Here is a 21,300-nt window from a genome sequence, read left to right as displayed (position 1 = left end):
ACGATAGCGGCCGTTAGCTCAGCCCGGCCGCCTCGATCGCCGCCAGCGCACTCTCGACCCGCGCATCGCCTTCGCCCTCGACCCACGTCCATGGAAGCCGGCGCCGGTCGAGTTCGCCGATCGCGACCTCCATGAATTGCGCTCGCGCCAGTTCGCTGCCGAACAGGCGCGTGCCGTCCTCTTGCCAGGGCAGGTCCATCGCGGGGACGAGATAGAGGTCGGCTACCGCGTCCCACAGGTCGATTTCGGGCAGGCGGCGGCCGAGCAGCATGATCGCCCACGCCTGCGTCATCAACGGATCGGTGTCCGATACGAGCCATTCGGGCTTTTGCGCGAGTGCGGCCTCGGTCGCCGCGCGATGCCCGTCGAAGATCGCGAGCAGGTCGACCTCGTCGAGGTCGGTGCCGTTGGTCTCGGCATAGGTGCGGCCATATTCGGGGACGACGAGGCCGCCAAGCCGCAGCGCGAGGCGCGGAGCGAGCGTCGATTTGCCGGTGCTTTCGGCCCCGTGCAGGCAGATATGGCGCGTCACAGCGCCACCCGGCCCGTCGCGGCGGCGCGGCGCCACTGGATCAGCCCGTCGATCGACAGGCCGAGCAGCACGACATAGACCGCGCTCGTCGCATATAGCCCGCGCGCGGCGAAGAGCGGCACGGCGATCAGGTCGACGAGGATCCAGAGGAACCAGCTTTCGACGCGCCGCCGCGCGAGCAGCCATTGCGCAGTGATGCTGAGCATCGCGATCGCGCCGTCGATCCATGGCGCGACGGCGTCGGTATATCGGTCCATCGCAAAGCTCCAACCGGCCCAGGCGGCGATCGTTGCCAGCGCCCAGCCCCGGCGGGCGCGGCCGGTCATCCAGCGTACGGGTACGCCGCCCTCGTCGCGCGCACGCGTCCACGCCGCCCAGCCGTAAAGGTTGAGCGCGAAGAAAAAGCCCTGAAGCAGCATGTCGCTGTAAAGTTTCGCTTCGAAGAAGACGAAGGCATAGAGCGTCACCGCGACGAGCGCGAAAGGATAGTTCCACACGCTGCGCAGCGCGACGAGCGCAACGTTGACGAGGACCAGCGCCGCCGCGAGCCCCTCGATCGGGCTCATGCCGACGGTTCGCGGCGCGGACGCGTCCACAACCCGTCGCGGCTGATCCGCCGCTGCGGCGGACGGCGCAGCACCGACCAGCCGGCGCGCGCGATCCAGCCGAGCTTGGCGAGCAGGCTCGAGGCCGCGCGATGATCCCACGCATGGTCGCCGCGGCGGCGCACCTCGCGCGCGATGTCGCCATAGATGCCGGCGGCGGCGAGCACCGCCCAGCGGCTGCGCGGAGGCAGCTTGCGTGCGCCCCAGCGCCCCGACGCCTCATATTCCCCGGCCATCTCTGCGAGCCATTTGGCCATCACCGACAGGCGTCCGCGAAAGGCCGGGTGCATGTGCTGCCCCGGCGGGATGTCGAGCTCGACCATCCATTCAACGGGTAGATAACAGCGGTCGGCGGCGGCATCCTCGGCGACATCGCGTGCGATATTGGCGAGCTGGAAGGCGATGCCGAGGTCGGAGGCGCGATCGAGTGTCGTTTCGTCTTGCGCGTCGATCCCCATAACCAGCGCCATCGCGACCCCGACGGCGCCCGCGACATGATAGGAATAGCGCAAAAGGTCCTGCTCGCTGCGCGGGCGCCAGTCTCGGGCGTCGAGCTCGAACCCCGCGATGATGTCCTCGATCACCGCGCGCGGGATGGCGACCTCGGTGAGCAGGAAGCCGAGCGCGTCAAAGGCGGCCTCGCCGGTCGGTTCGCCGGCAAAGGCCTTGTCGGTCTGCGCGCGGATATGCGCGACGGCGGCGGCGGGGTCGTGGCCCGGCTTCATCGCGCCGCCATGATCCTGTCCGTCGGTCAGATCGTCGGCGGCGCGGCACCAGGCATAGAGCAGCCAGACGCGCTCGCGCGTTTCGCGGTCGAAGAGCTGGCTCGCCAGGGCAAAGCTTTTCGATCCGCGCGCGATGCTGTCGTGCGCGAAACCGTGGAGGGCGTGTGCGTCATAGACCCCCTCCTCGGTCATCAGAGGTTTTCGGCCTTCATCGCGAAGATCGTCTTGTGCGGCACATAGGCGGCCATCTTGTCCAGCAGTTCGTCGAGCCCGGCGTCGACGATCATGATCCCGGCGTGCGCGGGGCGGATGAAACCGACCTCGATCATATTCCGGTTGAACGCAATCAGGTCGTTATAGAAGCCCGCTGCGTTGAGCAGCCCGACGGGCTTTGCATGATAGCCGAGCTGCGCCCAGCTGATCGCTTCCCAGAGTTCGTCCATCGTGCCGACGCCGCCGGGGATGGTGAGGAAGCCGTCGGAGAGGTCGGTGAACATCTTCTTGCGCTCGTGCATGCCGCTGACGACATGGAGTTCGGTGACGCCGCGGTGCGCGACCTCGGCGCCGACGAGCGCATCGGGAATGATTCCGATCACTTCGCCGCCGGCTTCCAATGCGCTGTCGGCAACGGCGCCCATTAGCCCGAGCCGCCCGCCGCCATAGACGACGCCGATACCTCGTGTCGCCAGCGTGCGGCCGACGTGGCGCGCGGTTTCGATATATATCGGATCTTCGGGGGTCGCGGACCCGCAATAGACGGCAAGGCGTTTCATATATCTTCCAACATCAATCGGGCGGTCGCCTTGGCGCTTCCGACCACCCCCGGGATACCCGCGCCCGGATGCGTCCCCGCGCCGACGAAGTAAAGATTCGAAATCACGTCGTCGCGATTATGCGCGCGGAACCAGGCGCTTTGCCACAGCACCGGCTCGAGGCTGAACGCGCTGCCGAGGTGCGCCGACAGGTCGCGGCCGAAATCGGCGGGGGTATAGTGGAAGCGCGTGACGAGGTTGGCGCAGAGGCCCGGCGCGACACGGCGCTCGACCTCGTCGAGGATCGCGTCGGCGAATCGTGTGCCGAAGTCACCGTCCCAGTCCGCCTGCGCCTTGCCGAGATGCGCGACGGGGGCGAGCGCATAGAAGGTCGAGTGCCCCGGCGGCGCCATGCCGGGATCGGTGATGCTCGGATGGTGGAGGTAGAGCGAGAAATCATCAGGCACTTTGCCACCGTAAATGTCGTCGAGCAGTCCCTTGTAGCGCGGCCCGAACAGGATGCTGTGGTGTGCGATGTCGGGATAATCGCCCTTCACACCGAAATGGACGACGAAAAGCGAGGGCGACCAGCGTTTACGCGACAGGCTCTTTGCGGCGCTGTTCCCGCGCGGATGGCCGCCGAGCAAATCCCGATAGCTGTGCATCAGATCGGCGTTGGTCGCGACCATGTCGGCCTCGCCATGCCAGCCGCCCTGTGTCGTCACGCCGATCGCGCGGTCGCCCGCCGTGTCGATCCGCGCCACCGGATCGTTGAGGCGTAGCGTCCCCCCAAGTCGCTCGAACAGGCGTACCATGCCGCGCACCAGCGCATTGGTGCCGCCGCGCGCGAACCACACGCCGCCCTCCTTCTCGATCGTGTGGATCAGCGCGTAGATGGCGCTCGTCGTCATCGGATTGCCGCCGACGAGCAACGTATGGAAGGAGAGCGCCTGCCGCAGCCGCTCGTCGCGCACATAGGAGGAGACGATCGCATAGACGCTGCGCCACGCCCGATATTTCATCAGCGCCGGCGCCGCCCGGACCATCGAAGCGAAGTCGAGAAAGGCGACCGCGCCTAACTTCACATAGCCCTGTTCATACACCCCCTTCGAATATTCGAGAAAGCGGTCGTAGCCGGCGACATCGGCGGGATGGAGCTTCGCGATCTCCTCGCGCAGCGCCGCTTCGTCGTTCGAATAGTCGAAATTCGTGCCGTCGGGCCAGTTGAGGCGGTAGAAGGGCGTGACGGTGACGAGCTCGACGTCCTGCCCCATATTCTGCCCGCTGAGTGCCCAGAGCTCTTCGAGGCACGGCGGGTCGGTGATGACGGTGGGGCCCGCGTCGAAGGTGAAACCGTCGCGTTTCCAGTGATAGGCGCGGCCGCCGGGTGCGTCGCGCGCCTCGACGATTGTCGTCGCGACGCCCGCCGATTGCAGCCGGATCGCTAGTGCGAGCCCGCCGAAACCGGCGCCGATGACGATGGCGCGGCGGGTCATCGCCAGTCGAGCTTCGCCAGCGCGGCGATCGCGCGGCCGACAGGAACCGGCGGCTTGCCGGTGAGCAGGCGCAGCTTGTCCGCGCTCGTCGAGCGACCGGCATAGAAGCGCGCGATCAGTCGCGGCGACAGGCGGTAGAAACGCTCGAAGACGCGGAAACGCGCGCCGGGCTCGGCCGCGCGGAACAGCATCGCGCCGAGCATCCGGTAGAAACGCTGGCGCCGCCACGCCGCCGCCGCGCGGCCGCGCAGGACGGCGGCAAGATCGGGCCGGTCGACGAGCGCGGGCAACGCTGATGCGGTGCGCACGGCATGGGCAAGCGAATAGCCGGTCGTCGCGTGGAACAGGCCGGCGCGCACGCCGATCCGCGCGGTGCGGTCGGACGCCGGCCACAGCCGCTCGAAATCGCCCGCGATGACCACGGGCAGCACGCCGTTTTCCTCGCGCGTCGTCGCCTTGACCTTCCAGCCTTGCGCCGCGGCATAGGCGGCGATGCGTTCGCGCACCGCCCCCGCATCGAGGTCGGCGTCGTCGCCGTAATAAGTGTCCTCGACGAACAAGGTCTCGGCATCGAAGGGCAGCAGATAGACGAAACGATAGCCGTCCAGCTGCTCGACGGTCGCGTCCATCACGACCGGATGGTCGACGCCATGCCCGCCCTTCACCGTCAGCGCCTGTCCGACGAACTTCTGCCAGCCGCAATCGAGCCCCGGAAATTTGCCCGCGCCGCGCGCGTCGATGACATGATTCGCCGACAACCGGCCGCCGCGCGTCAGCAGCAGATGGTCGGGCGCGACATGCTTCGCCTTGTCGGCGATGATATGCCCCGCGGGCAGCGCCGCCGCGACCGCTTCGGCGAGCGCTTCGCCGGTGATGCTCTTATATCCCATGCGCAATCTGCGCTCGTGCCCGGGAAAGCGGACATCGTACCGCGGCCAGTGATGGCGCACGAGCGGCGCGACGAGCCAGCGGTCCTTCTTTGCGATGTCGCTGTCGAAAAAGGACCAGATGTGATTGCCGCCGACCGGTCCCGGTTCGACCAGCCGCACGTCGAGGTCGGGCCGCTTCGCCGCGAGCGCGAGCGCCGCAAGGCCGCCGGCGAGCCCGCCGCCGACGATCGCGATGTCGCATTTATCGATGTTCTGCCCCGCCATCCATCCGCCTTAGCCACCCGAACGCGCGGGCGCAAAGCCATTGCAACGCGGCGGCGAGCGGCTAGCCTTGCGCCATGACCGGCTGGACGATACTTTTTTCCGCGCTCGCGATGACCGCGATCGTCGGCGTGCGCTATCTGATCACCAGCGGCGCCTTCGCCTTCGCGACAAAGTGGAGGCACCCCGGCCTGTATCGCGGGCTGGAACCGCAGATGAAGCGCGAGATCGGATGGAGCCTCGCGAGCGCCGCCATTTATGGGATTCCGGCGGGCATCGTCGCCTGGGGCTGGCAGGAACATGACTGGACGCGCATCTATACCGACATCGGCGCCTATCCGCTCTGGTATCTGCCCGTCAGCCTCTTCGTCTATCTCCTGCTCCACGACACATGGTTCTACTGGACGCACCGCTGGATGCACCGCCCGGCGCTGTTCCGCGCCGCGCATGCGGTCCATCATGCGAGCCGCCCGCCGACCGCGTGGGCGGCGATGAGCTTTCATCCGCTGGAGGCGATCACCGGCGCCATCGTCATTCCAGGGCTCGTCTTTCTGGTCCCCATCCACGTCGCGATGCTCGGCCTCGTGCTTGCGATCATGACGGTGATGGGGGTCGGCAACCATATGGGGTGGGAGATGTTTCCGCGCGCGCTTGTTCATGGACCCGCAGGGAAATGGCTGATAACCGCAACGCACCATCAGGCGCATCATGCGGCTTACCGGGGGAATTATGGCCTTTATTTTCGCTTTTGGGACAGGGCGTGCGGCACGGATATCGGGCTTGGCTATTTTGCCCGCGCTGCTGACCGCCGCGAGCCCGCCGCCGCCGACGGTTGAGGTCAGCGTCACCGGGCTGCGCAGCGCGAAGGGGCAGGTCCTCGTCTGCCTGACCACGAACCGCAAGGCCTTTCCCGATTGCAGCAAGGATGCGAACTCTGTGCGCATGGCGGTGAAGGCCGCCGACGCGGAAAATTTCGCCATCCATGCACCCGCCGCCGGAACCTATGCGATCGCGGTCGTGCATGACGAGAATAGCAACAACAAACTCGACACGGCGATCTTCCTGCCGAAGGAGGGCTTCGGCTTTTCACGCAACCCGACGATCACCGTCGGGCCGCCGAGCTTCAAATCGGCCAGCTTCGCGGTGGCGGGCGACATGCGCCAGTCGATCAGGATGAAATATATGCTGTGAGGGGACGCGGCGGCTTAGGGGTGGAGAGCTGTCGTTGCTCTTCTCCACTTCCGTCATCCCGGGCTTGACCCGGGATCCCGCTTTTGGGGGCGTCGACCGGTCTTCGACATCAAGCGGGACCCCGGATCAAGTCCGGGGTGACGAACGAGGAAATATCCTCCCTGTGGCGAAGCCATGGGGAGGTGGCAGCGCGAAGCGCTGACGGAGGGGCTCATGGCGCAACGTCGCGGCCCCTCCACCACCGCCTGCGGCGGCGGTCCCCCTCCCCATCGCTTCGCGACAGGGAGGATTTGATGGCAACTATCGGTCGCTTTCAGACCTTCCTTACCTGCAGTTCACCCGGCGTGGGCGTCGCGCAGTTCGCGCTTCAACACCTTGCCGATCGGACTGCGCGGCAATTCTTCAACCATCGTAATTGCGCTGATCCGCTGCGTCTTGCCGACCTTGGCGTTGCAGTCGGCGCGCACGGCCTCGGCATCGGCGCCGGGTTTCAGCACGACGAACGCCACCGGCGTTTCGCCCCACTCCTCGCTCGGCATCCCGACGACCGCCGCCTCGACGACGCGATCGTCGGCGATCAATATCGCTTCGAGGTCGCTCGGGAAGATGTTGAAGCCGCCCGAAATGATCATGTCCTTCGCGCGGTCCATCAGCGTCAGAAAGCCGTCTTCGTCGATCCGTCCGATGTCGCCATGGCGATAGAAGAGATTTCCTTCGCTATCGTACCAGTGCATCGCCTTGGTCGCGTCGGGACGGTTGTTGTATCCGGTCATCATCGCGGGGCTGCGGCCGACGACTTCGCCGACCGACCCTTGCGGCAGTTCGTTGCCATCCTCGTCGATCACCTTCGCGATATGCCCGGGCGCCGGCTTGCCGACGGTGTGGAGCTTGTCGGGAAATTGATGCGCCTCAAGGATGAACGCCGCGCCGCCTTCGGTCATGCCGTAAATCTCGACCAGCCCGCCCGGCCAGCGCTCCAGAACATCGGCCTTCAGCGCCGCCGGAAAGGGCGCCGAGGTGCAATATTTCATCACGAAGCTCGACAGGTCGAAGCTGCCGAAATCGTCGAGCGCCATGATCCGGCGATATTGCACCGGCACCAGCATGCAGTTGGTCGCGCGCTCGCGCGCCGCGAGTTCCAGAAAGCCGCGCGCGTCGAATTTCTTCATCAGCACGACCTGCCCGCCCGAGCCGACGGTGGGCATGAAGCTCGCCATCGTCGTATTCGAATAGAGCGGAGTCGACAGGATCGTCACGGCCTGGGGTCCATAGGCAGGCGCACCACGGACGATATGCTGCCAGCGCATTGCATGGCTGTGGACGATGCCCTTGGGCGTGCCCGTGGTGCCCGACGAATAGATGATGTTGAACCCGTCTTCGGGCCGGATATCGATCGGGACGGGTTTGGCGCCCGCGAGCGACAGCCAGGCGTCGAGCGGCGTTCCCGCGTCGCTGCCGTCCATCGCGATCAGGTCGCTCGCGGCGATGACCTGCCCGTCGAGGCTCGATTTCGCGGCGTCGTCGAGGAACAGGTGGCGCGCGCCGGTGTCGGCGATCATCGCCGCCATCTGCTCGCCCGTCGCGCTGTTGGTGACGAGTCCCGCGACGCCGCCGGCGCGCAAGGTGCCGAGGATCACCGCCATCTGCTCGACGCTGTTGAGGCCGGCGATCGCGGTGCGGTCGCCCTTGGCGAACCCATCCTGCTGCAACCGCGCGGCGATTCGGTCGGTCAATTGATCCAGTTCGGACCAGCTCAGCCGCCGGAACGGGTCCGCAGCCGCTACGGCATCGGGACGCTCCGCGGCATGGGCACGGACAAGGTCGGGCAGGGTGGCGAAGTCGCCGTCAAGCATTTCGATACTGGTCATGCCTATCGACTAGCACAGCCGAAAGGCGGTGCAATGCCGGTGGGGCGGCGAGGCGACAAGATGTTGCGTCGACGACGGGGGATGCGGATGGCCTCATCGGATATTGCAGGGGACGGCGACAGGAAGTTGCTGGTCGCGCTCTATCATCCGCGGGCGGAGCGGGGCCGGGCGCTCGGCGGTGCCTTCGAGGCCGCCGGCCTTGGCGTGCAAACGCTGCCGCAGCATGTGGACGGGCTCCGCACATGGATCGACAGCTGCTTCGATATTCTGCTGATCAACCCGTTCCTCGGCTGGCAGGAGCCGGTCGAATTTGTCCGGCTGGCGCGGTCGATTGCGGGGCGGCGCCCGCTGCTTGTCCTCTCGGATCGGGATTCGCCCGCTGACCGGATGGCGGCGCTCGATGCCGGCGCCGATGATGCGGTCGGATGGACCGATAATCTGCCCGAAGTGCTGGCGAGGATCGCCAGTCTGCTCAGGCGCAGCCGCATAGCCGCCGGGCAACTCGGAGCCGGCGACCTGCGCATCGACCTGATCGACCGGCGCGTCGAGCGTGCGGGGCGGCTGATCCGCCTGCCACTGCGCGAATTCGATCTGCTCGCGAACCTGGCGCGCGTTCCCGACCGGCCGGTATCGCGCGACGAGTTGCTCCGCGCCGTGTGGCGGCTCAATTTCGATCCCGGCACCAACCGGGTCGAGGTGCATATGTCGCGGCTGCGCGCCAAGGTCGACCGCGGTTTCGACTGGCCGATGCTCCATACGGTGAAAGGGCGCGGCTATACGTTGCGCTCGCGCCCCGGTTGACGATCCTGTCACGAGCCCCAGCTTGCTTGACCAAAAGTTTCAGGTTGCTACTCATCTTCGACATAAAGAAACCAGTGATTCCGGAGATGATGCCCGATGCACCCCTCAGTCCACGCTCGCGCCAACCCCGACAAAGCAGCGATCATCGTCGCCGAGACGGGCGAGGCGATCAGCTATGGCGAACTCGACGCCGCCTCGAACCGCGCCGCGCAACTCTTTCGGTCGCACGGGCTGGGGCATGAGGACGTCGTCGCCTTCATGCTCGACAACACCCCGCATTATTACGGGCTGACCTGGGGCGCGCAGCGCGCGGGGCTGCGCTATGTGTGCATCTCGTCGCGGCTGACGCAGGACGAAACCGACTATATCCTCGAAAATTCGGGCGCGCGGATCTTTGTTGTTTCGGCGAGCCTCGCCGCCGCGGCGCAGCAGCTCACGACCGGGATCAAGCGTTTCGCGATGGGCGGCGCCATCCCCGGTTACGAAAGCTGGGAGGATGCCGTCGCGGCGATGCCCGCGACGCCCGTTGCCGACCAGCGCGCCGGGGTCGACATGCTCTATTCGTCGGGCACCACCGGCCGGCCCAAGGGCGTGCGCGTGCCGCTGCCCGAGGATCCGGCGATCGACGCGGTCAACAGCCTCGTCATGCTCGCCTCGGCCGTGTTCCAGATCAATTCGGACAGCATCTATCTCTCGCCGGCACCGCTCTATCATGCCGCGCCCTTGCGCTGGTCGATGACGATCCACCGCCTCGGCGGCACCGTCGTCCTGATGAAGAAATTCGATCCCGAGGCGGCGCTGTCGCACATCGAAAAATATCGCGTGAATTCGAGCCAGTGGGTGCCGACGCATTTCGTGCGGATGCTCAAGCTCCCCGACGGTGTCCGCACCCGCTACGACACCTCCTCATTGAAGGTCGCGATCCACGCCGCGGCGCCGTGCCCGGTGCCGGTCAAACAGGCGATGATCGACTGGTGGGGCCCGGTGCTCTTCGAATATTACGCTGGCTCCGAGGGTAATGGCATGACCTTCATCTCCAGCCCCGACTGGCTGACGCACAAGGGCAGCGTCGGCCGCCCGATCCTCGGCACCGTCCATATCATGGGCGAGGACAACGAGACCGAGCTCGGCCCGGATGAGGAGGGCACGATTTTCTTCGAGAGCGAAAATGTCTTCGAATATCATGGAGATAATGAAAAGACGGCTTCCAGCCGCAACTCGAAGGGCTGGTCGACTCTTGGCGATGTGGGCAAACTTGACGATGAAGGCTTCCTCTACCTCACCGACCGCAAGAGCTTCATGATCATCTCGGGCGGCGTGAACATCTATCCGCAGGAAATCGAGAATCATCTCGTCACCCACCCCAAGGTCGCCGACGTCGCGGTCGTCGGCGGCCCGCACGACGAAATGGGCGAAGAAGTGATCGCGGTGATCCAGCCTGCCGATATGGCCGAAGCTGGCGAGGCGCTCCGCGACGAACTCATCGCCTTTGCGCGCGAGAAATTATCAGGGGTGAAAATCCCGCGCCGCATCGACTTCCTCGAAGCGCTGCCGCGCCACGATACGGGCAAGCTCTACAAGCGCCTGCTCCGCGACCGATATTGGGAGAAGGCGAAGGCGGAGGCCTGAGCCGATGAGCGCGCGCGTCGAATTCTTCTTCGACCTGTCCTCACCATGGACCTGCCTGGCGTTCCACAATCTGCCCGGCGTGCTCGATCGCACGGGCGCGACCGCGATCTATCGGCCGATCCTTGTCGGCGGGGTGTTCAACGCGGTGAACCCCGCCGTCTATGCGGCGCGCGAGCAGGCCGACAACCGCCGGCTCCAGCATAGCTGGAAAGTGCTGAAGGACTGGGCGCGGCTTGCGGGCGTGCCGATGAATTTCCCGTCAGAGTGGCACCCCGCGAAAAGCATCGCCGCGATGCGCTTCTGCTGCGCGCTCGAGGAGGATCAGGCGGCGCTCGTCCGTTTCGCGCGCGGCGCTTTCGTGAGCTATTTCGACCGGCAGGAAAATCTCGACGACCTCGCCGTGGTCGCGGCGGTCGCCGATGCCGCGGGGCTCGACGGCACCGCGCTGGCTGCGGCGGCGGGCAGCGACGCAGTCAAGGCGCGGCTGCGCACGAACACCGATGAAGTCATCGCCCGCGGCGGCTATGGCTCGCCGACGATTTTCGTCGACAAGGACGATATGTATTTCGGCAACGACCAGCTTCCGCTCGTCGAGGCCGCGCTTAAAAGGACTCTCCGATGAAGGACCGTATTTCGATCACCATGCAGGGCGGCGGGATTGCCGACGTCCGGCTGATCCGCAGCGACAAGATGAACGCGCTCGACGCGGCGATGTGGGAGGCGCTGGCCGAAGCGATCGACCAGTTGAAGGCGACGGCGGGCCTGCGCGTCGTCGTCTTGTCGGGCGAGGGCCGCGCCTTTTGCGCGGGGCTCGACCTTTCCAGCCTCGGCAACGATCGCGATCCGGGCGCGAGCAGCGCGGGCGGGGGGCTTGCGGACCGCACGAAGGGCATCGCGAACAACGCGCAATATGCGGCGTGGGGTTGGCGCGAACTGCCGGTGCCGGTGATCGCCGCGGTGCACGGGGTCGCTTTCGGCGCGGGCAGCCAGATCATGGCCGCCGCCGATATCCGCATCGTCCACCCCGATACGCGCATCGCGATCATGGAAATGCGCTGGGGGCTCGTCCCCGACGTCGCGGGCATGGCGCTGTGGCGTACGCAGGTCGCCGACGATGTGCTGCGCGAGCTGATCTATACCAACCGCGAATTCAACGGGTCCGAAGCCAAGATTCTGGGCTTTGCGACGCATGTGTCGGACGACCCGCTGGCGAAAGCGATGGAACTGGCCGGGGTCATCACCGACAAGAATCCGCACGCGATCCGCGGGGCGAAGCGGCTGTGCAACATGCTCGCCGATGCGAGCGACGCTGAAATCCTGCAGGCCGAAAGCGACGAGCAGGTGAAGGTGATCCGCACGCCCAACCAGATGGAAGCGGTGATGGCGGGGATGCAGAAACGAAAGCCGAATTTCGTCGATTAGAGCAGGGTCAGGAATCGCGCCGCATTGTCCCAGTCGCGCTTGTTCGCCGCGCGCGCCTTTTGCGCTTCGCTGTCGGCGCCCCAGCGGCGTTCCTGATAAAGATCGTCGAGGCTGACGGCCTCCCACAAGGCGTTGGCGTCGAACGCGCTTTCGAGCAAGGCGAGACCGGCGACAAGCGATCCACCGATCGTCACCAGCGGGGTCAGTGCGGTGATCCGCCATGCCTCCTGCGCAAAAACCGCATCCTGCAGCGTCGCAATCGTCGCTTCGGGCTGATCGACCGGCAGCACGCCCTGCGTCAGCGCAAACTCGATGTTGTACCGCGCCTCGGCCCAGACAAGCAGCGGGTTCCACGCCGCCGCCTGTTGGGCCTGCAGCGCCGCATCGCGCGCGTCGCGATAGCAGAAGAGGTCGCTTTCGGCATAAGCGGCGACGGGCGCGGCGAAGGCGGCAAGGTCGGGGGCCGCGAGATCGATCGCGGCGTTGGTCAGGCCTGTCATCGGCATCGCTGCAGGATCGAGTGTCTCGCCGAGGTCGCGCCATTCGGCGGCGATCGCTTCGGCGAGTGCGGCGCTTGCAACGGCCAGCGGTGCGCGCTGCGGCGTACGCACTGGCCGCCCGTCGAGCGCGATGCCCCAGCCGTCGCCCTCGGCGACGACGGCGACCTCTTTCCAGAAGCGCTTCACAGCTCTTTGGGCGACCGCCAGCGGCGCGCGAGCAGCAAAGGCATGACCGCGAAATCGAACGCGCCGACCAGCACGATCGCGGCGCCGATCCAGCGGTCGGTCGGTTGGCCGGCCAGCGCGAAACCGCCACCGATCAGGATAAAACCGATCGCGACGAAGGCTGCGCCCATCAGTCGCATGATCGAGAGGGCGAAGAAACGTTTCTTCGCGAGGGCGTCGTCGGCTTGGCTCATGCGCCCTCCCTATCGCCGCCGAGGTGGCGCATCAACTGCGCCAGAGCGCCATGACCGGTCGTCTCGACGCCCGCCGCGACGCGCTCGCGTTCGGCGGCGGACTTGTTCTGCGACAGCTTGATCGTCGGGCGCCACGCGGTGATCCGCAATTCGAAGCCGGTGATCGCGCCCGTCATCTTGCTGAACAGGGCCGCGTTCATCTTGTCGCGCGTCCACGGCGGGGTCGCGCCGACGCGCGCTTCATGCTGGGCGGACAATGTATCGAGCTGTGCGACCAGTTCGGCATCGTCGAGTTTGCGTGCCACGCCTTCCATCTCGATCGCGACATAATTCCACGTCGGCACCTGGTCGGCGTCGGCGTACCAGCTTGCGCTGACATAGGCGTCGGGTCCTTGTACGACGGCGAGCGCATTCGTCCCGGCCAGATGGCGCGTGAGAGCATTGCCGCGCGCGAGGTGGAACTGCAGCGTCGTCCGGTCGTCGCTCAGCACCACCGGTGCATGCGCGACGCGCGGCCCGTCGGGAGTGTTCGCGAAGATCGCGGCAAAGCCGATCTCGCGCACCAGCAGTTCGGCAAGGTCGTCCTGCTTTGGCCGGAAAGCGCTGTTGGGGTGCATCAGCGCGGCCGCGCCGGACGCGGCTGCGGTTTCTTCGTGCCGGGCTTCCGCGCCGTCGGCTTGCCGATCTTCGCTTTGGGTTTCGGCTTGCCGACATGGTCGGTCGGCTTGCTCGTCGCGGTGCGGCCGCGCCGCTCGCCGCGCCGCGCCTTGCGGATCTGCTTGCTGTGCGCCTTGGCGGCGGCTTTTTCGGCAGCTTTGGGCGGCGGGCCCTTGGCGATGTCGTCGATGCCGATTTCGCCGAGCAGCAGGTCAAAGCCGAGCGCGTCGAGGCTCGCGGCGAAATGCTCTGGCACTTCGGCATGCACGTCGATCGCGCCGCCGTCGGGATGGTCGATGCGCAGGCGGCGGCTGTGCAGATGCATCTTGCGGCTGATCGAGCCGGTCAGGAAGGCACCCTTGCCGCCATATTTGCCGTCGCCGACGATCGGGTGGCCGATCGCTGCCATATGGACGCGGAGTTGGTGCGTGCGCCCGGTGAGCGGTTGCAGCTCGACCCACGCCGCGCTGTTCCCCGCACGTTCGATCACGCGGTAGCGCGTCTTCGATGCGAGCCCGCTGTCATGCACGTGCATCTTCTCGCCGCCCGATCCCGGCTGCTTGGCGAGCGGCAGGTCAATCTCGCCTTGCTGGATGTCGGGTACGCCGACGATCAGCGCCCAGTAGGTTTTCTTCGCGCTGCGGTTCGAAAAGCTTTTGGCGAAATAGGCGGCGGCGCGCGGGGTGCGCGCGATCAGCAGCGCGCCCGAGGTATCCTTGTCGAGCCGGTGCACCAGCTTGGGCCGCGTCGGGCCGTCGAATTTCAGCGCGTCGAGCAGGCCGTCGACATGCTGCTCTGTCTTGGTGCCGCCCTGCGTCGCAAGGCCGGGCAGCTTGTTGAGCACAATCGCGCTCGCATCGCGGTGGATCATCATCCCGGTTGCGAGTTCTATATCGGCGTCGGTCAGCGGGCGGCCCTTGCGCGCCGGGCGCGCCGCGGTTTCGACCGGCGGAGTCGGCATGACGAGCTTTTGCCCCGTCGAGATGCGGTCCGACACATCGGCCTTCCTGCCGTCGAGTGTGAGCTGTCCCGAGCGCGCCCAGCGCGCGAGCAAGGCGTGCGGCGTGCCCTCGCGGTGGCGTTTGAACCAGCGGTCGAGGCGGATGCCGTCATCCTCCTCGGCGACGGTCGCGCCGTCGAGCTTTGGCTTGGGCTCGCTCATGCCGGCACCTGGCGCATGATGAACAGGCCGAGCCCGCAGGCGGCGATCGCGCCGATCACCGACGCGAGGGCATAGGCGGCCGCCTGAGCATTTTGACCGCGTTCGAAAAGCATCCAGAATTCCATGCTAAAAGAGGAGAAGGTGGTGAAGCCGCCGAGGATCCCGACGCCGATAAACAGGCGCGCGGTTTCGCCGCCGTCGCTGCTGCGTGCGAGCGCGCCGATCAGCAGCCCCATCAACAGGCCGCCGACGATATTGATCGACAGCGTCCACCAGGGAAAACCGGGGCCGAGCCGCGCGAGCATCGCTTGGCCGACCAGATGGCGGGCGCCGGCGCCGATCGCGCCGCCGATCATTACGGGAAACAGGCTGTTCATATGGTTTGCCCTAGCCCGAAACTTTGGCGAGGCATAGCGGGTGCGTCGCGGCGGGCGGCCTGACGCTAAGCGTCGGGCCGGGCCATCGCGGTGGCCGGCCGTTCATGCGCCGCGCGCCAGTCGGCGGGCCGCACGAAATCGCCTTGCCAGATCCCGCGCCGCTTCGCCTGCGCCTCGGCCTCTTCGACCATATAGGCGTCGCTGGTCGCGATCGCGCCGCCGAGCCGCACCATCTCGGCGCCGAGATCGATGCCGTCGGGAAGGAGTCCGGTGCGGCAGGCGGCGAGGATGCGGTCGTAACGATCCTTCGCCGCGACCTCGCAATGGAGTGGGCCTCGCCCTGCGAGCTTTTCGAGCATCGCGCGCGCTTCCCGGCCGCACGGCCATCGGCTCGCGTCGGCGCGCGCGCAATCTTGCCGATATTCGGCCGCGTCGATCCCCGTCAACCGGATAGTCAGCGTGCTGTCTTCATGCCGCACCGTCAGGCTATCGCCGTCGATGATATGGACAATGGGCACCGTCGCAATAGGTGCCGGTAACCACACCCACGCCGCCAGCGCCAGGCCTGCGAGCAACAGCAACGCGATGAGCGAACGCAGCCGCCGCCGCCAGCGCAAACGGGTGAGGGGAGACGGAGCGCGGGTCATGGTCCCCGAGTGCGCCCGCGGCGACCCGATTGGCAAGTCCGAATAAAAGATTGACTATGAGAACAAATCATGTCCAAAATGGATCATTCCGTTCTATCCTACATAGTGGCGACTCATGCCAATTGCGCTTTTGGGTCCGGATTGGCGGCAAACAGGAACGAACAAAAGGTGAATAACGCCGGAATGACGACATAGTTACGCCAAGGTGGAGCGATGGAAACGGGGGCTGCAGCATGATGGACCAGAGGACGCAAATCGACTTCGACACGTCGGTTCTTCCGGATCGGGGTTTTCGTTCGGGCGAGGTTTGGCCAGGGGCACAATCCAGGGACCCGAGTCCTGACGCTGTCGCGTCGCCGCTATTGTTCGTCGGGACCCGCGCGGATTTGCCCGATATCGCTGTCCTCTCCGACATACGGGTGGCCGGAACGGTCGGGACGTTGCAGGCGGCGAGCCATATCCGGCGGACCGATACGCTCGATATCGTCTGGCTGGCGGCAGCAGACGCGATGGAGAGCGAGACGCTGGCCGACATTTGCGCGGCAGCGGGCGAGCAGGGATGCAACCTGATTTGCGAAGCCTCTTTGTCGGCGCTCGACCGAATCGTCGCGGCCATTCCTGCATCGATCGAGGTCCAGCTACTCATCGACGCCGATCCGGCCGACAAGCTCGTCGCGCTCGCGGCGGCACGACGCACGCGGTACGGGGTGGTCCATGATATCGCCCGCGACGACGCCATGGAGCGGATCGACCGGCTGCAAGAGGAAGTCGCGCGCATTTCCCGCCTTCTCAGCGACCTTGCGGGACAGCGGAGCGGTCTTCCCGGTACGCCGACCGGCTTCGTGCCGTGGGACGCCGATTCGGCCGCAACAGAGCAGGTTCGCGCGCCGACGCGCGACTATGCGGCAATGCCGCGCAGCTTCGTTCCCGAAGACCGAGTGCTCGACCGGCAGCGTGCGAAAGCGGTGCGGCGGATGCTGCGGCAGCGGCGGATGCGCGAGCAATATTTCCCGGCCGACCTGTTCGCCGATCCGGCGTGGGACATGTTGCTCGACCTTTACGCCGCGCGGCTCGAGCGTCAGCCGGTGTCAGTGTCAAGCCTGTGCATCGCGGCCGCTGTTCCCGCGACGACGGCGCTGCGCTGGATCAAGACGATGACCGACGCGGGCCTCTTCGTGCGGGAAGCCGACCCGCACGACGGCCGCCGCATCTTCATCGCGCTGGCCGAGGGAGCCTTTGATGCGCTTGCCCGCTATTTCGAGGCACTCGACGAATAGCGATGGCCCGGTCGGGAGCGGGGCGCTAGTCTCGGCGGATGAAGAACGAAGCCGAAGTGGTTGTGAACGACCGGATGCAGAAGGGCTATCGTTACACGCGCACGGCACCAATGGGGCGGGCATTCGATCCCGATTTCGAGCCCGAACTCACCCCGGCGGAGATGCTTAAGCTGGGCGTGTTCTGCGGGAAATATATGACCGACTGTGCGGCCGAATTCCCTGCAAGCTGGTTCAGAGAGGCGAAGCTCGCGCCGCAATATCCTGATTGTTCGCTGAACTATTTCGGCGTTCGGGCGAGCGTGCCGCTCCGCGTCTGGATCGAAAAGGGCTGGATCCATCCCGACGATCCACGCGGCTGGTTCCAATGGTATTGCCGCTATTATTCGGGACGGCGGATGCCGGACGAAGATCGCCGGCAGATCGCGCGATGGCGCGCGTTCCGGCGTCATGCGGCGCAGGTGCGCAAGCATTGTGAGCCCGGCGATCCCTTTTGTCGCCCGAAGCAGCGCCAGGCACTGCTCCAATGGGCGTATGACAGCCGGGACATATAATCCGGTCGGAGAGGTGATTTCCGTTGCGGTTCACGCGCACTATATAGGCGCCGCACGCAAGGGAGTTTCCACCGAATGCCGATCATGGCCGCCCGCCTCTATCATGACGGCAAGCTCGTCCGCGACCTTGGCCCCGACGAGACGATTCCCGATGATTGCGACACCGGCGATTTCTTCTGGCTTGGCCTCTACGAGCCGACGCCGGGCGAGCTTGCCGGCATCGCCAAACGGTTCGGCCTGCATCCGCTGGCGGTCGAGGATGCGCTGAAGGCGAATCAGTTGCCCAAAGTCGAAACCTATGGCGACCAGCTATTCATCATCGCCCGGACCGCTAATCTCGACGGCGATACGATCCAGCCGGGGGAAACCGCTTTTTTCATCGGCCCGCATTTCTTCGTCAGCGTCCGCCACGGGTCGGCGCGGACGCACACCGATGTCCGGGCGCGGCTCGAAAGCCTGCCGGCGAAACTCGCACATGGTCCCGATTATGTTCTCTACGCCGTGCTCGATTTCATCATCGATGGCTATTTTCCGGTGATCGATTCGATCGAAGAACGGATGTTGGCGGTCGAGGACAGCGTGATGGACACCCCGCTCGACGCCAGCGAAATCCGGCATCTTTACAAGCAACGGCACGAGATCATCCGTTTTCAGCGGCTGGTCGGAATGATGAAAGAGGTCGCCGGCCGCCTGACCGCGGATGACGATATGCCCAATATCGACCTAGCGGTGCGTCCCTTTTTTCGCGACGTCTGGGATCATGTCCAGCGCGCCGAATATCGCCTCAACGGGCTGCGCGACATTGCCGCGTCGGTCATCGAGACTAACGGTATGCTCGAACAACAGCGTCAGGGCGTGATTACCCGTCAACTCGCCGCCTGGGCTGCAATCCTCGCGGTTCCGACCGCGATCGCGGGGATTTACGGCATGAATTTCGAACATATGCCCGAACTCGGCTGGACCTTTGGCTATCCGATGATCGTCGGCGCGATGGGCGCGATCTGCCTCACGCTCTATTGGCGCTTCAAACATATCGGCTGGCTCTGACCGCGGGCGACCGATCGCTTGCCAGCGACGGCGGCTTGTGGCAGGGGCGCTCCTCCCTGATGGCGACATCCTGGGGGCGCTTAGCTCAGTTGGTAGAGCATCTCGTTTACACCGAGAGGGTCGGCGGTTCGAGCCCGTCAGCGCCCACCACGAACCTTCCTTTCGATTACGCGTTGGCGCTAGCGACCCTCGATCGCGAAAGGATATTCCATGCCGACCAAACTCGAAGGATCCTGCCGGTGCGGCGCAGTGCGCTTTTCGGTGACAAGCCATACGCCGGTTCCATATCAGCTCTGCTATTGCTCCATCTGCCGCAAACAACAGGGCGGCGGCGGCTATGCGATCAACCTCGGCGCCGAAGCCAAGAGCTTGACAATCAACGGCGAGAAGCATCTGGGCCTTTATCGCGCGCGGATCGAGGATGACGAACATCCGACATGTCGGCTATCCAGCGGCGAGCGGCGCTTTTGCCGCGCGTGCGGGTCGGCGCTGTGGCTTTACGACCCGGACTGGCCCGATCTCGTCCATCCCTTCGCTAGCGCGATCGATTCGGAGCTTCCGGCGGCGCCGTCGCGCGTGCATCTGATGCTCAAATACAAGGCTGGCTGGGTCGAACCCGCCATCGGACCCGGCGATGCGGCGTTCGACCTTTATCCTGCAAAATCGATCGAGCAATGGCACAAGGATGAGGGTGTCTGGGTCGCTTGATCTCGCGTCCGACGCGGTTAAGGGGAAGTCATTGGAAAGGCCACCTCCCATGAAACAACTGCTTCTCGCTCTCGCTCCGGCGCTGCTCGCTCTTGCCCCGTCCGCACTCGCCGCACCGAAGCAGGGCGATGTAGTCATCCGCCATGTCTCGATCGTCGATGTCGAAGCGGCGAAGACGATTCCCGGGCAAGCGGTGGTGCTGAAAGGCGACGATATTGTCGCGGTAGGCGCCGACGGCGAGATTGCAAAAGACTGGCACGCGGGGCGAACGATTGAGGGCAAGGGCCGCTATCTGATCCCAGGTCTTTGGGACATGCACGTCCATTTCGGCGGCGGGCCCGAGTTGATCGAAGAGAATAAGGCGCTGCTGCCGCTCTATATCGCGAACGGAATCACGACGATCCGCGACTGTTCGGGGGATCTGCCCGGCGAGGTGCTCGCCTGGCGCGGCGAGATTGCGAAGGGAAAGCTGTTCGGACCGCGGCTGTTGACCTCCGGCGCGAAGATCGAAGGGATCGCACCGGTCTGGAAGGGCACGATCGAGGTCGGCAGCGAGGCCGATGTCGATGCAGCGCTCGACCGCCTGAAGAACCGTGACAAGGTCGATTTCGTCAAGATCACCGACAGCACGCTGAAACCCGAACTCTTCCTCTATGCGCTGCGGCAGGCGAAGATCCTCGGCCTCAAGACGTCGGGGCACATCCCGATGGCGCTGACCGTCGATCAGGCGGTCGACGCGGGGATCAGTTCGATCGAGCATCTCGACTATGCCTATAATGCCGGCGCGAAGGACGAAGCCGCGATCGCCGCCGATTTCGCCGCGAAGCGCATCGACCGCGCCGAGGCGAACCGCCGGCTCGACGCGGGGTTCGACCGCGACACCGCGATGGCGGCCTATCGCCGCTTTGCGGCGAAGGGCGTGTCCGTCACGCCGACGCTCAACGGTAGCCGCATCATCGCCTATCTCGACCGCGACGATCATTCGAAGGACGAGGGGCTCGCCTATATCGGGCCGAAGCTGCGCAAGACCTATGACTGGCGGATCGAGCGTGCGGCCAAGGCCGATGCGGCGGCGATCGCGGCACGGCACAAGCAGATCGAAGATGTGGCGACGATCCTGCCGATGCTCGCCGAAGCGGGGGTGCCGATCATCGCGGGGACCGATGCAGGCTTCTTGAACAGCTTCAACTATCCGGGTTTCGGGCTGCACGATGAAATCGAGCTTTTCATGGCGAAGGGGCTGACTCCGGCGCAGGCGCTCGCTTCGGCGACGCGTGCGGGACCGGCATGGTTCGGCCAGCTCGATCGTTATGGGGCGATCAAACCCGGCATGGCGGCCGATCTGGTGCTGCTGACGAAGAATCCGCTTGAGGATATTGCGGCGACGCGCGCCATTGACACGGTGGTGCTGCGCGGAATGGTGCAGGATCGCGCCGCGCTCGACAAGATGCTCGCCGATACGCGCGCGAAGGTCGCGGCGTGGAACGCTGAGGGGGCGGCGCGCTAGGGGATCGCGGCGCGCGCTGCTTGCCGCGCGCGCCAGACGCTCCACAGCGTGAACAGTCCCATCGCGGCCCATATGACGTTGAGCACGGCCGAGGGCAGCGCGCCGTTGTAGCCCGAATTGACGATGAAGCCGCCGGCGCCGATCACGTTCATCCACTGATAGAAATAGCTCCGCCCTTCGAGCTTGCCGAGCGACAGCAGGATATAGGCGGCGAGGATGATCGCGGCGGCGTTCCAGCCGATAACCTCGATGACGATGACCTCCGCGTCCATGCGG

Annotated in this window: 25 protein-coding genes and 1 tRNA gene; 12 read left to right on the top strand and 14 right to left on the bottom strand. The window is 65.6% G+C overall.

What is annotated here, in order from left to right; genetic code table 11:
- Positions 1–13: 13 nt before the first annotated feature.
- From E5675_RS18420 to crtY, 6 genes are read right to left on the bottom strand one after another with little or no spacing between them, the layout of a single operon-like run.
- Complete coding sequence (locus tag E5675_RS18420; RefSeq protein ID WP_136175784.1) at positions 14–532, bottom strand: AAA family ATPase; 519 nt, start codon at positions 530–532, stop codon at positions 14–16.
- Positions 529–1,098, bottom strand: coding sequence for a nicotinamide riboside transporter PnuC (pnuC, locus tag E5675_RS18415; RefSeq protein ID WP_136175783.1), 570 nt, complete (start codon positions 1,096–1,098; stop codon positions 529–531). Before pnuC ends, E5675_RS18420 begins: the two co-directional genes overlap by 4 nt.
- Positions 1,095–2,054 (bottom strand): phytoene/squalene synthase family protein, encoded by a 960-nt coding sequence (locus E5675_RS18410; RefSeq protein WP_136175782.1) that lies wholly within the window; start codon positions 2,052–2,054, stop codon positions 1,095–1,097. Before E5675_RS18410 ends, pnuC begins: the two co-directional genes overlap by 4 nt.
- Positions 2,054–2,635 carry a TIGR00730 family Rossman fold protein gene (locus E5675_RS18405; protein ID WP_136175781.1) on the bottom strand — a complete coding sequence of 194 codons (582 nt, stop codon included), beginning with the start codon at positions 2,633–2,635 and terminating at the stop codon, positions 2,054–2,056. The genes E5675_RS18410 and E5675_RS18405 overlap by 1 nt, the downstream gene beginning before the upstream one ends.
- Positions 2,632–4,110: a phytoene desaturase gene (locus tag E5675_RS18400; RefSeq protein ID WP_136175780.1), complete on the bottom strand. Its 1,479-nt coding sequence runs from the start codon at positions 4,108–4,110 to the stop codon at positions 2,632–2,634. The genes E5675_RS18405 and E5675_RS18400 overlap by 4 nt, the downstream gene beginning before the upstream one ends.
- Positions 4,107–5,264, bottom strand: coding sequence for a lycopene beta-cyclase CrtY (crtY, locus tag E5675_RS18395; RefSeq protein ID WP_136175779.1), 1,158 nt, complete (start codon positions 5,262–5,264; stop codon positions 4,107–4,109). Before crtY ends, E5675_RS18400 begins: the two co-directional genes overlap by 4 nt.
- Positions 5,265–5,338: 74 nt before the next feature.
- Between crtY and E5675_RS18390 the strand changes: the two genes are divergently transcribed.
- Together E5675_RS18390 and E5675_RS18385 are read left to right on the top strand one after the other, a co-directional pair.
- Positions 5,339–6,097 carry a sterol desaturase family protein gene (locus tag E5675_RS18390; RefSeq protein WP_136175778.1) on the top strand — a complete coding sequence of 253 codons (759 nt, stop codon included), beginning with the start codon at positions 5,339–5,341 and terminating at the stop codon, positions 6,095–6,097.
- A complete protein-coding gene (locus E5675_RS18385) occupies positions 6,048–6,452 on the top strand; it encodes a DUF2141 domain-containing protein (protein ID WP_247594901.1) in 405 nt (134 codons plus the stop codon). The genes E5675_RS18390 and E5675_RS18385 overlap by 50 nt, the downstream gene beginning before the upstream one ends.
- Before the next feature lie 335 nt (positions 6,453–6,787).
- On the opposite strand, the gene E5675_RS18380 is transcribed toward E5675_RS18385, so the two are convergent.
- On the bottom strand, positions 6,788–8,320 hold the full coding sequence (locus tag E5675_RS18380; RefSeq protein WP_136175776.1) for a class I adenylate-forming enzyme family protein: 1,533 nt from the start codon (positions 8,318–8,320) through the stop codon (positions 6,788–6,790).
- A gap of 87 nt (positions 8,321–8,407) precedes the next feature.
- Between E5675_RS18380 and E5675_RS21845 the strand changes: the two genes are divergently transcribed.
- From E5675_RS21845 to E5675_RS18360, 4 genes are all read left to right on the top strand, one after another.
- Positions 8,408–9,121, top strand: coding sequence for a response regulator transcription factor (locus E5675_RS21845; RefSeq protein ID WP_247594682.1), 714 nt, complete (start codon positions 8,408–8,410; stop codon positions 9,119–9,121).
- A 96-nt stretch (positions 9,122–9,217) separates the two neighbouring features.
- Positions 9,218–10,750 carry an acyl-CoA synthetase gene (locus E5675_RS18370; RefSeq protein WP_136175775.1) on the top strand — a complete coding sequence of 511 codons (1,533 nt, stop codon included), beginning with the start codon at positions 9,218–9,220 and terminating at the stop codon, positions 10,748–10,750.
- A gap of 4 nt (positions 10,751–10,754) precedes the next feature.
- The gene (locus E5675_RS18365; protein ID WP_136175774.1) at positions 10,755–11,372 is read left to right on the top strand and encodes a 2-hydroxychromene-2-carboxylate isomerase; all 618 of its coding nucleotides are present in this window, start codon (positions 10,755–10,757) and stop codon (positions 11,370–11,372) included.
- Positions 11,369–12,172, top strand: coding sequence for a crotonase/enoyl-CoA hydratase family protein (locus E5675_RS18360; protein ID WP_136175773.1), 804 nt, complete (start codon positions 11,369–11,371; stop codon positions 12,170–12,172). The genes E5675_RS18365 and E5675_RS18360 overlap by 4 nt, the downstream gene beginning before the upstream one ends.
- Here E5675_RS18360 and E5675_RS18355 read toward each other — a convergent pair.
- From E5675_RS18355 to E5675_RS18330, 6 genes are all read right to left on the bottom strand, one after another.
- Positions 12,169–12,858, bottom strand: a complete 690-nt coding sequence (locus tag E5675_RS18355) for an ATP12 family protein (protein ID WP_136175772.1) — start codon at positions 12,856–12,858, stop codon at positions 12,169–12,171. The genes E5675_RS18360 and E5675_RS18355 overlap by 4 nt on opposite strands.
- On the bottom strand, positions 12,855–13,091 hold the full coding sequence (locus E5675_RS18350) for a hypothetical protein (protein ID WP_136175771.1): 237 nt from the start codon (positions 13,089–13,091) through the stop codon (positions 12,855–12,857). The genes E5675_RS18355 and E5675_RS18350 overlap by 4 nt, the downstream gene beginning before the upstream one ends.
- Entirely contained in the window at positions 13,088–13,708 is a 621-nt protein-coding gene (locus E5675_RS18345) for an FMN-binding negative transcriptional regulator (RefSeq protein ID WP_136175770.1), read from the bottom strand. Before E5675_RS18345 ends, E5675_RS18350 begins: the two co-directional genes overlap by 4 nt.
- Complete coding sequence (locus E5675_RS18340; protein ID WP_136175769.1) at positions 13,708–14,910, bottom strand: RluA family pseudouridine synthase; 1,203 nt, start codon at positions 14,908–14,910, stop codon at positions 13,708–13,710. Before E5675_RS18340 ends, E5675_RS18345 begins: the two co-directional genes overlap by 1 nt.
- Complete coding sequence (gene crcB / locus E5675_RS18335) at positions 14,907–15,287, bottom strand: fluoride efflux transporter CrcB (protein ID WP_136175768.1); 381 nt, start codon at positions 15,285–15,287, stop codon at positions 14,907–14,909. The genes E5675_RS18340 and crcB overlap by 4 nt, the downstream gene beginning before the upstream one ends.
- A 65-nt stretch (positions 15,288–15,352) precedes the next feature.
- Positions 15,353–15,934, bottom strand: coding sequence for a thermonuclease family protein (locus tag E5675_RS18330; protein ID WP_136175767.1), 582 nt, complete (start codon positions 15,932–15,934; stop codon positions 15,353–15,355).
- 386 nt (positions 15,935–16,320) lie between these two features.
- Here E5675_RS18330 and E5675_RS18325 point away from each other — a divergent pair, with 386 nt between their 5' ends.
- From E5675_RS18325 to E5675_RS18300, 6 genes are all read left to right on the top strand, one after another.
- Positions 16,321–17,211, top strand: a complete 891-nt coding sequence (locus E5675_RS18325; protein WP_210727561.1) for a MarR family winged helix-turn-helix transcriptional regulator — start codon at positions 16,321–16,323, stop codon at positions 17,209–17,211.
- Between the two features lie 38 nt (positions 17,212–17,249).
- Complete coding sequence (locus E5675_RS18320) at positions 17,250–17,762, top strand: hypothetical protein (protein WP_168707929.1); 513 nt, start codon at positions 17,250–17,252, stop codon at positions 17,760–17,762.
- Between the two features lie 75 nt (positions 17,763–17,837).
- A complete protein-coding gene (locus E5675_RS18315) occupies positions 17,838–18,809 on the top strand; it encodes a magnesium and cobalt transport protein CorA (protein WP_136175766.1) in 972 nt (323 codons plus the stop codon).
- 74 nt (positions 18,810–18,883) lie between these two features.
- Positions 18,884–18,959, top strand: a tRNA-Val gene (locus tag E5675_RS18310).
- A 60-nt stretch (positions 18,960–19,019) separates the two neighbouring features.
- Positions 19,020–19,517, top strand: a complete 498-nt coding sequence (locus E5675_RS18305; protein ID WP_136175765.1) for a GFA family protein — start codon at positions 19,020–19,022, stop codon at positions 19,515–19,517.
- A gap of 49 nt (positions 19,518–19,566) precedes the next feature.
- Positions 19,567–21,024 carry an amidohydrolase family protein gene (locus E5675_RS18300; RefSeq protein WP_136175764.1) on the top strand — a complete coding sequence of 486 codons (1,458 nt, stop codon included), beginning with the start codon at positions 19,567–19,569 and terminating at the stop codon, positions 21,022–21,024.
- Here E5675_RS18300 and E5675_RS18295 read toward each other — a convergent pair.
- Positions 21,021–21,296, bottom strand: a complete 276-nt coding sequence (locus E5675_RS18295) for a hypothetical protein (protein WP_136175763.1) — start codon at positions 21,294–21,296, stop codon at positions 21,021–21,023. The two genes, E5675_RS18300 and E5675_RS18295, sit on opposite strands and share 4 nt — an antisense overlap.
- Positions 21,297–21,300: the final 4 nt, after the last annotated feature.

This window comes from Sphingopyxis sp. PAMC25046, from assembly GCF_004795895.1.
GTDB lineage: Bacteria > Pseudomonadota > Alphaproteobacteria > Sphingomonadales > Sphingomonadaceae > Sphingopyxis.
This window is presented reverse-complemented; position numbering and strand designations above follow the sequence as displayed.

Excerpts from the sequence above, each read along its gene's own strand:
- E5675_RS21845 (WP_247594682.1), top strand. The coding sequence starts at position 8,408 with ATGGCCTCATCGGATATTGCAGGGGACGGCGACAGGAAGTTGCTGGTC.
- E5675_RS18340 (WP_136175769.1), bottom strand. The coding sequence starts at position 14,910 with ATGAGCGAGCCCAAGCCAAAGCTCGACGGCGCGACCGTCGCCGAGGAG.
- E5675_RS18370 (WP_136175775.1), top strand. The coding sequence starts at position 9,218 with ATGCACCCCTCAGTCCACGCTCGCGCCAACCCCGACAAAGCAGCGATC.
- E5675_RS18300 (WP_136175764.1), top strand. The coding sequence starts at position 19,567 with ATGAAACAACTGCTTCTCGCTCTCGCTCCGGCGCTGCTCGCTCTTGCC.
- crtY (WP_136175779.1), bottom strand. The coding sequence starts at position 5,264 with ATGGCGGGGCAGAACATCGATAAATGCGACATCGCGATCGTCGGCGGC.
- E5675_RS18320 (WP_168707929.1), top strand. The coding sequence starts at position 17,250 with ATGAAGAACGAAGCCGAAGTGGTTGTGAACGACCGGATGCAGAAGGGC.
- crcB (WP_136175768.1), bottom strand. The coding sequence starts at position 15,287 with ATGAACAGCCTGTTTCCCGTAATGATCGGCGGCGCGATCGGCGCCGGC.
- pnuC (WP_136175783.1), bottom strand. The coding sequence starts at position 1,098 with ATGAGCCCGATCGAGGGGCTCGCGGCGGCGCTGGTCCTCGTCAACGTT.
- E5675_RS18365 (WP_136175774.1), top strand. The coding sequence starts at position 10,755 with ATGAGCGCGCGCGTCGAATTCTTCTTCGACCTGTCCTCACCATGGACC.
- E5675_RS18400 (WP_136175780.1), bottom strand. The coding sequence starts at position 4,110 with ATGACCCGCCGCGCCATCGTCATCGGCGCCGGTTTCGGCGGGCTCGCA.
- E5675_RS18390 (WP_136175778.1), top strand. The coding sequence starts at position 5,339 with ATGACCGGCTGGACGATACTTTTTTCCGCGCTCGCGATGACCGCGATC.
- E5675_RS18330 (WP_136175767.1), bottom strand. The coding sequence starts at position 15,934 with ATGACCCGCGCTCCGTCTCCCCTCACCCGTTTGCGCTGGCGGCGGCGG.
- E5675_RS18380 (WP_136175776.1), bottom strand. The coding sequence starts at position 8,320 with ATGACCAGTATCGAAATGCTTGACGGCGACTTCGCCACCCTGCCCGAC.
- E5675_RS18360 (WP_136175773.1), top strand. The coding sequence starts at position 11,369 with ATGAAGGACCGTATTTCGATCACCATGCAGGGCGGCGGGATTGCCGAC.
- E5675_RS18410 (WP_136175782.1), bottom strand. The coding sequence starts at position 2,054 with ATGACCGAGGAGGGGGTCTATGACGCACACGCCCTCCACGGTTTCGCG.
- E5675_RS18315 (WP_136175766.1), top strand. The coding sequence starts at position 17,838 with ATGCCGATCATGGCCGCCCGCCTCTATCATGACGGCAAGCTCGTCCGC.
- E5675_RS18305 (WP_136175765.1), top strand. The coding sequence starts at position 19,020 with ATGCCGACCAAACTCGAAGGATCCTGCCGGTGCGGCGCAGTGCGCTTT.
- E5675_RS18295 (WP_136175763.1), bottom strand. The coding sequence starts at position 21,296 with ATGGACGCGGAGGTCATCGTCATCGAGGTTATCGGCTGGAACGCCGCC.
- E5675_RS18345 (WP_136175770.1), bottom strand. The coding sequence starts at position 13,708 with ATGCACCCCAACAGCGCTTTCCGGCCAAAGCAGGACGACCTTGCCGAA.
- E5675_RS18405 (WP_136175781.1), bottom strand. The coding sequence starts at position 2,635 with ATGAAACGCCTTGCCGTCTATTGCGGGTCCGCGACCCCCGAAGATCCG.
- E5675_RS18350 (WP_136175771.1), bottom strand. The coding sequence starts at position 13,091 with ATGAGCCAAGCCGACGACGCCCTCGCGAAGAAACGTTTCTTCGCCCTC.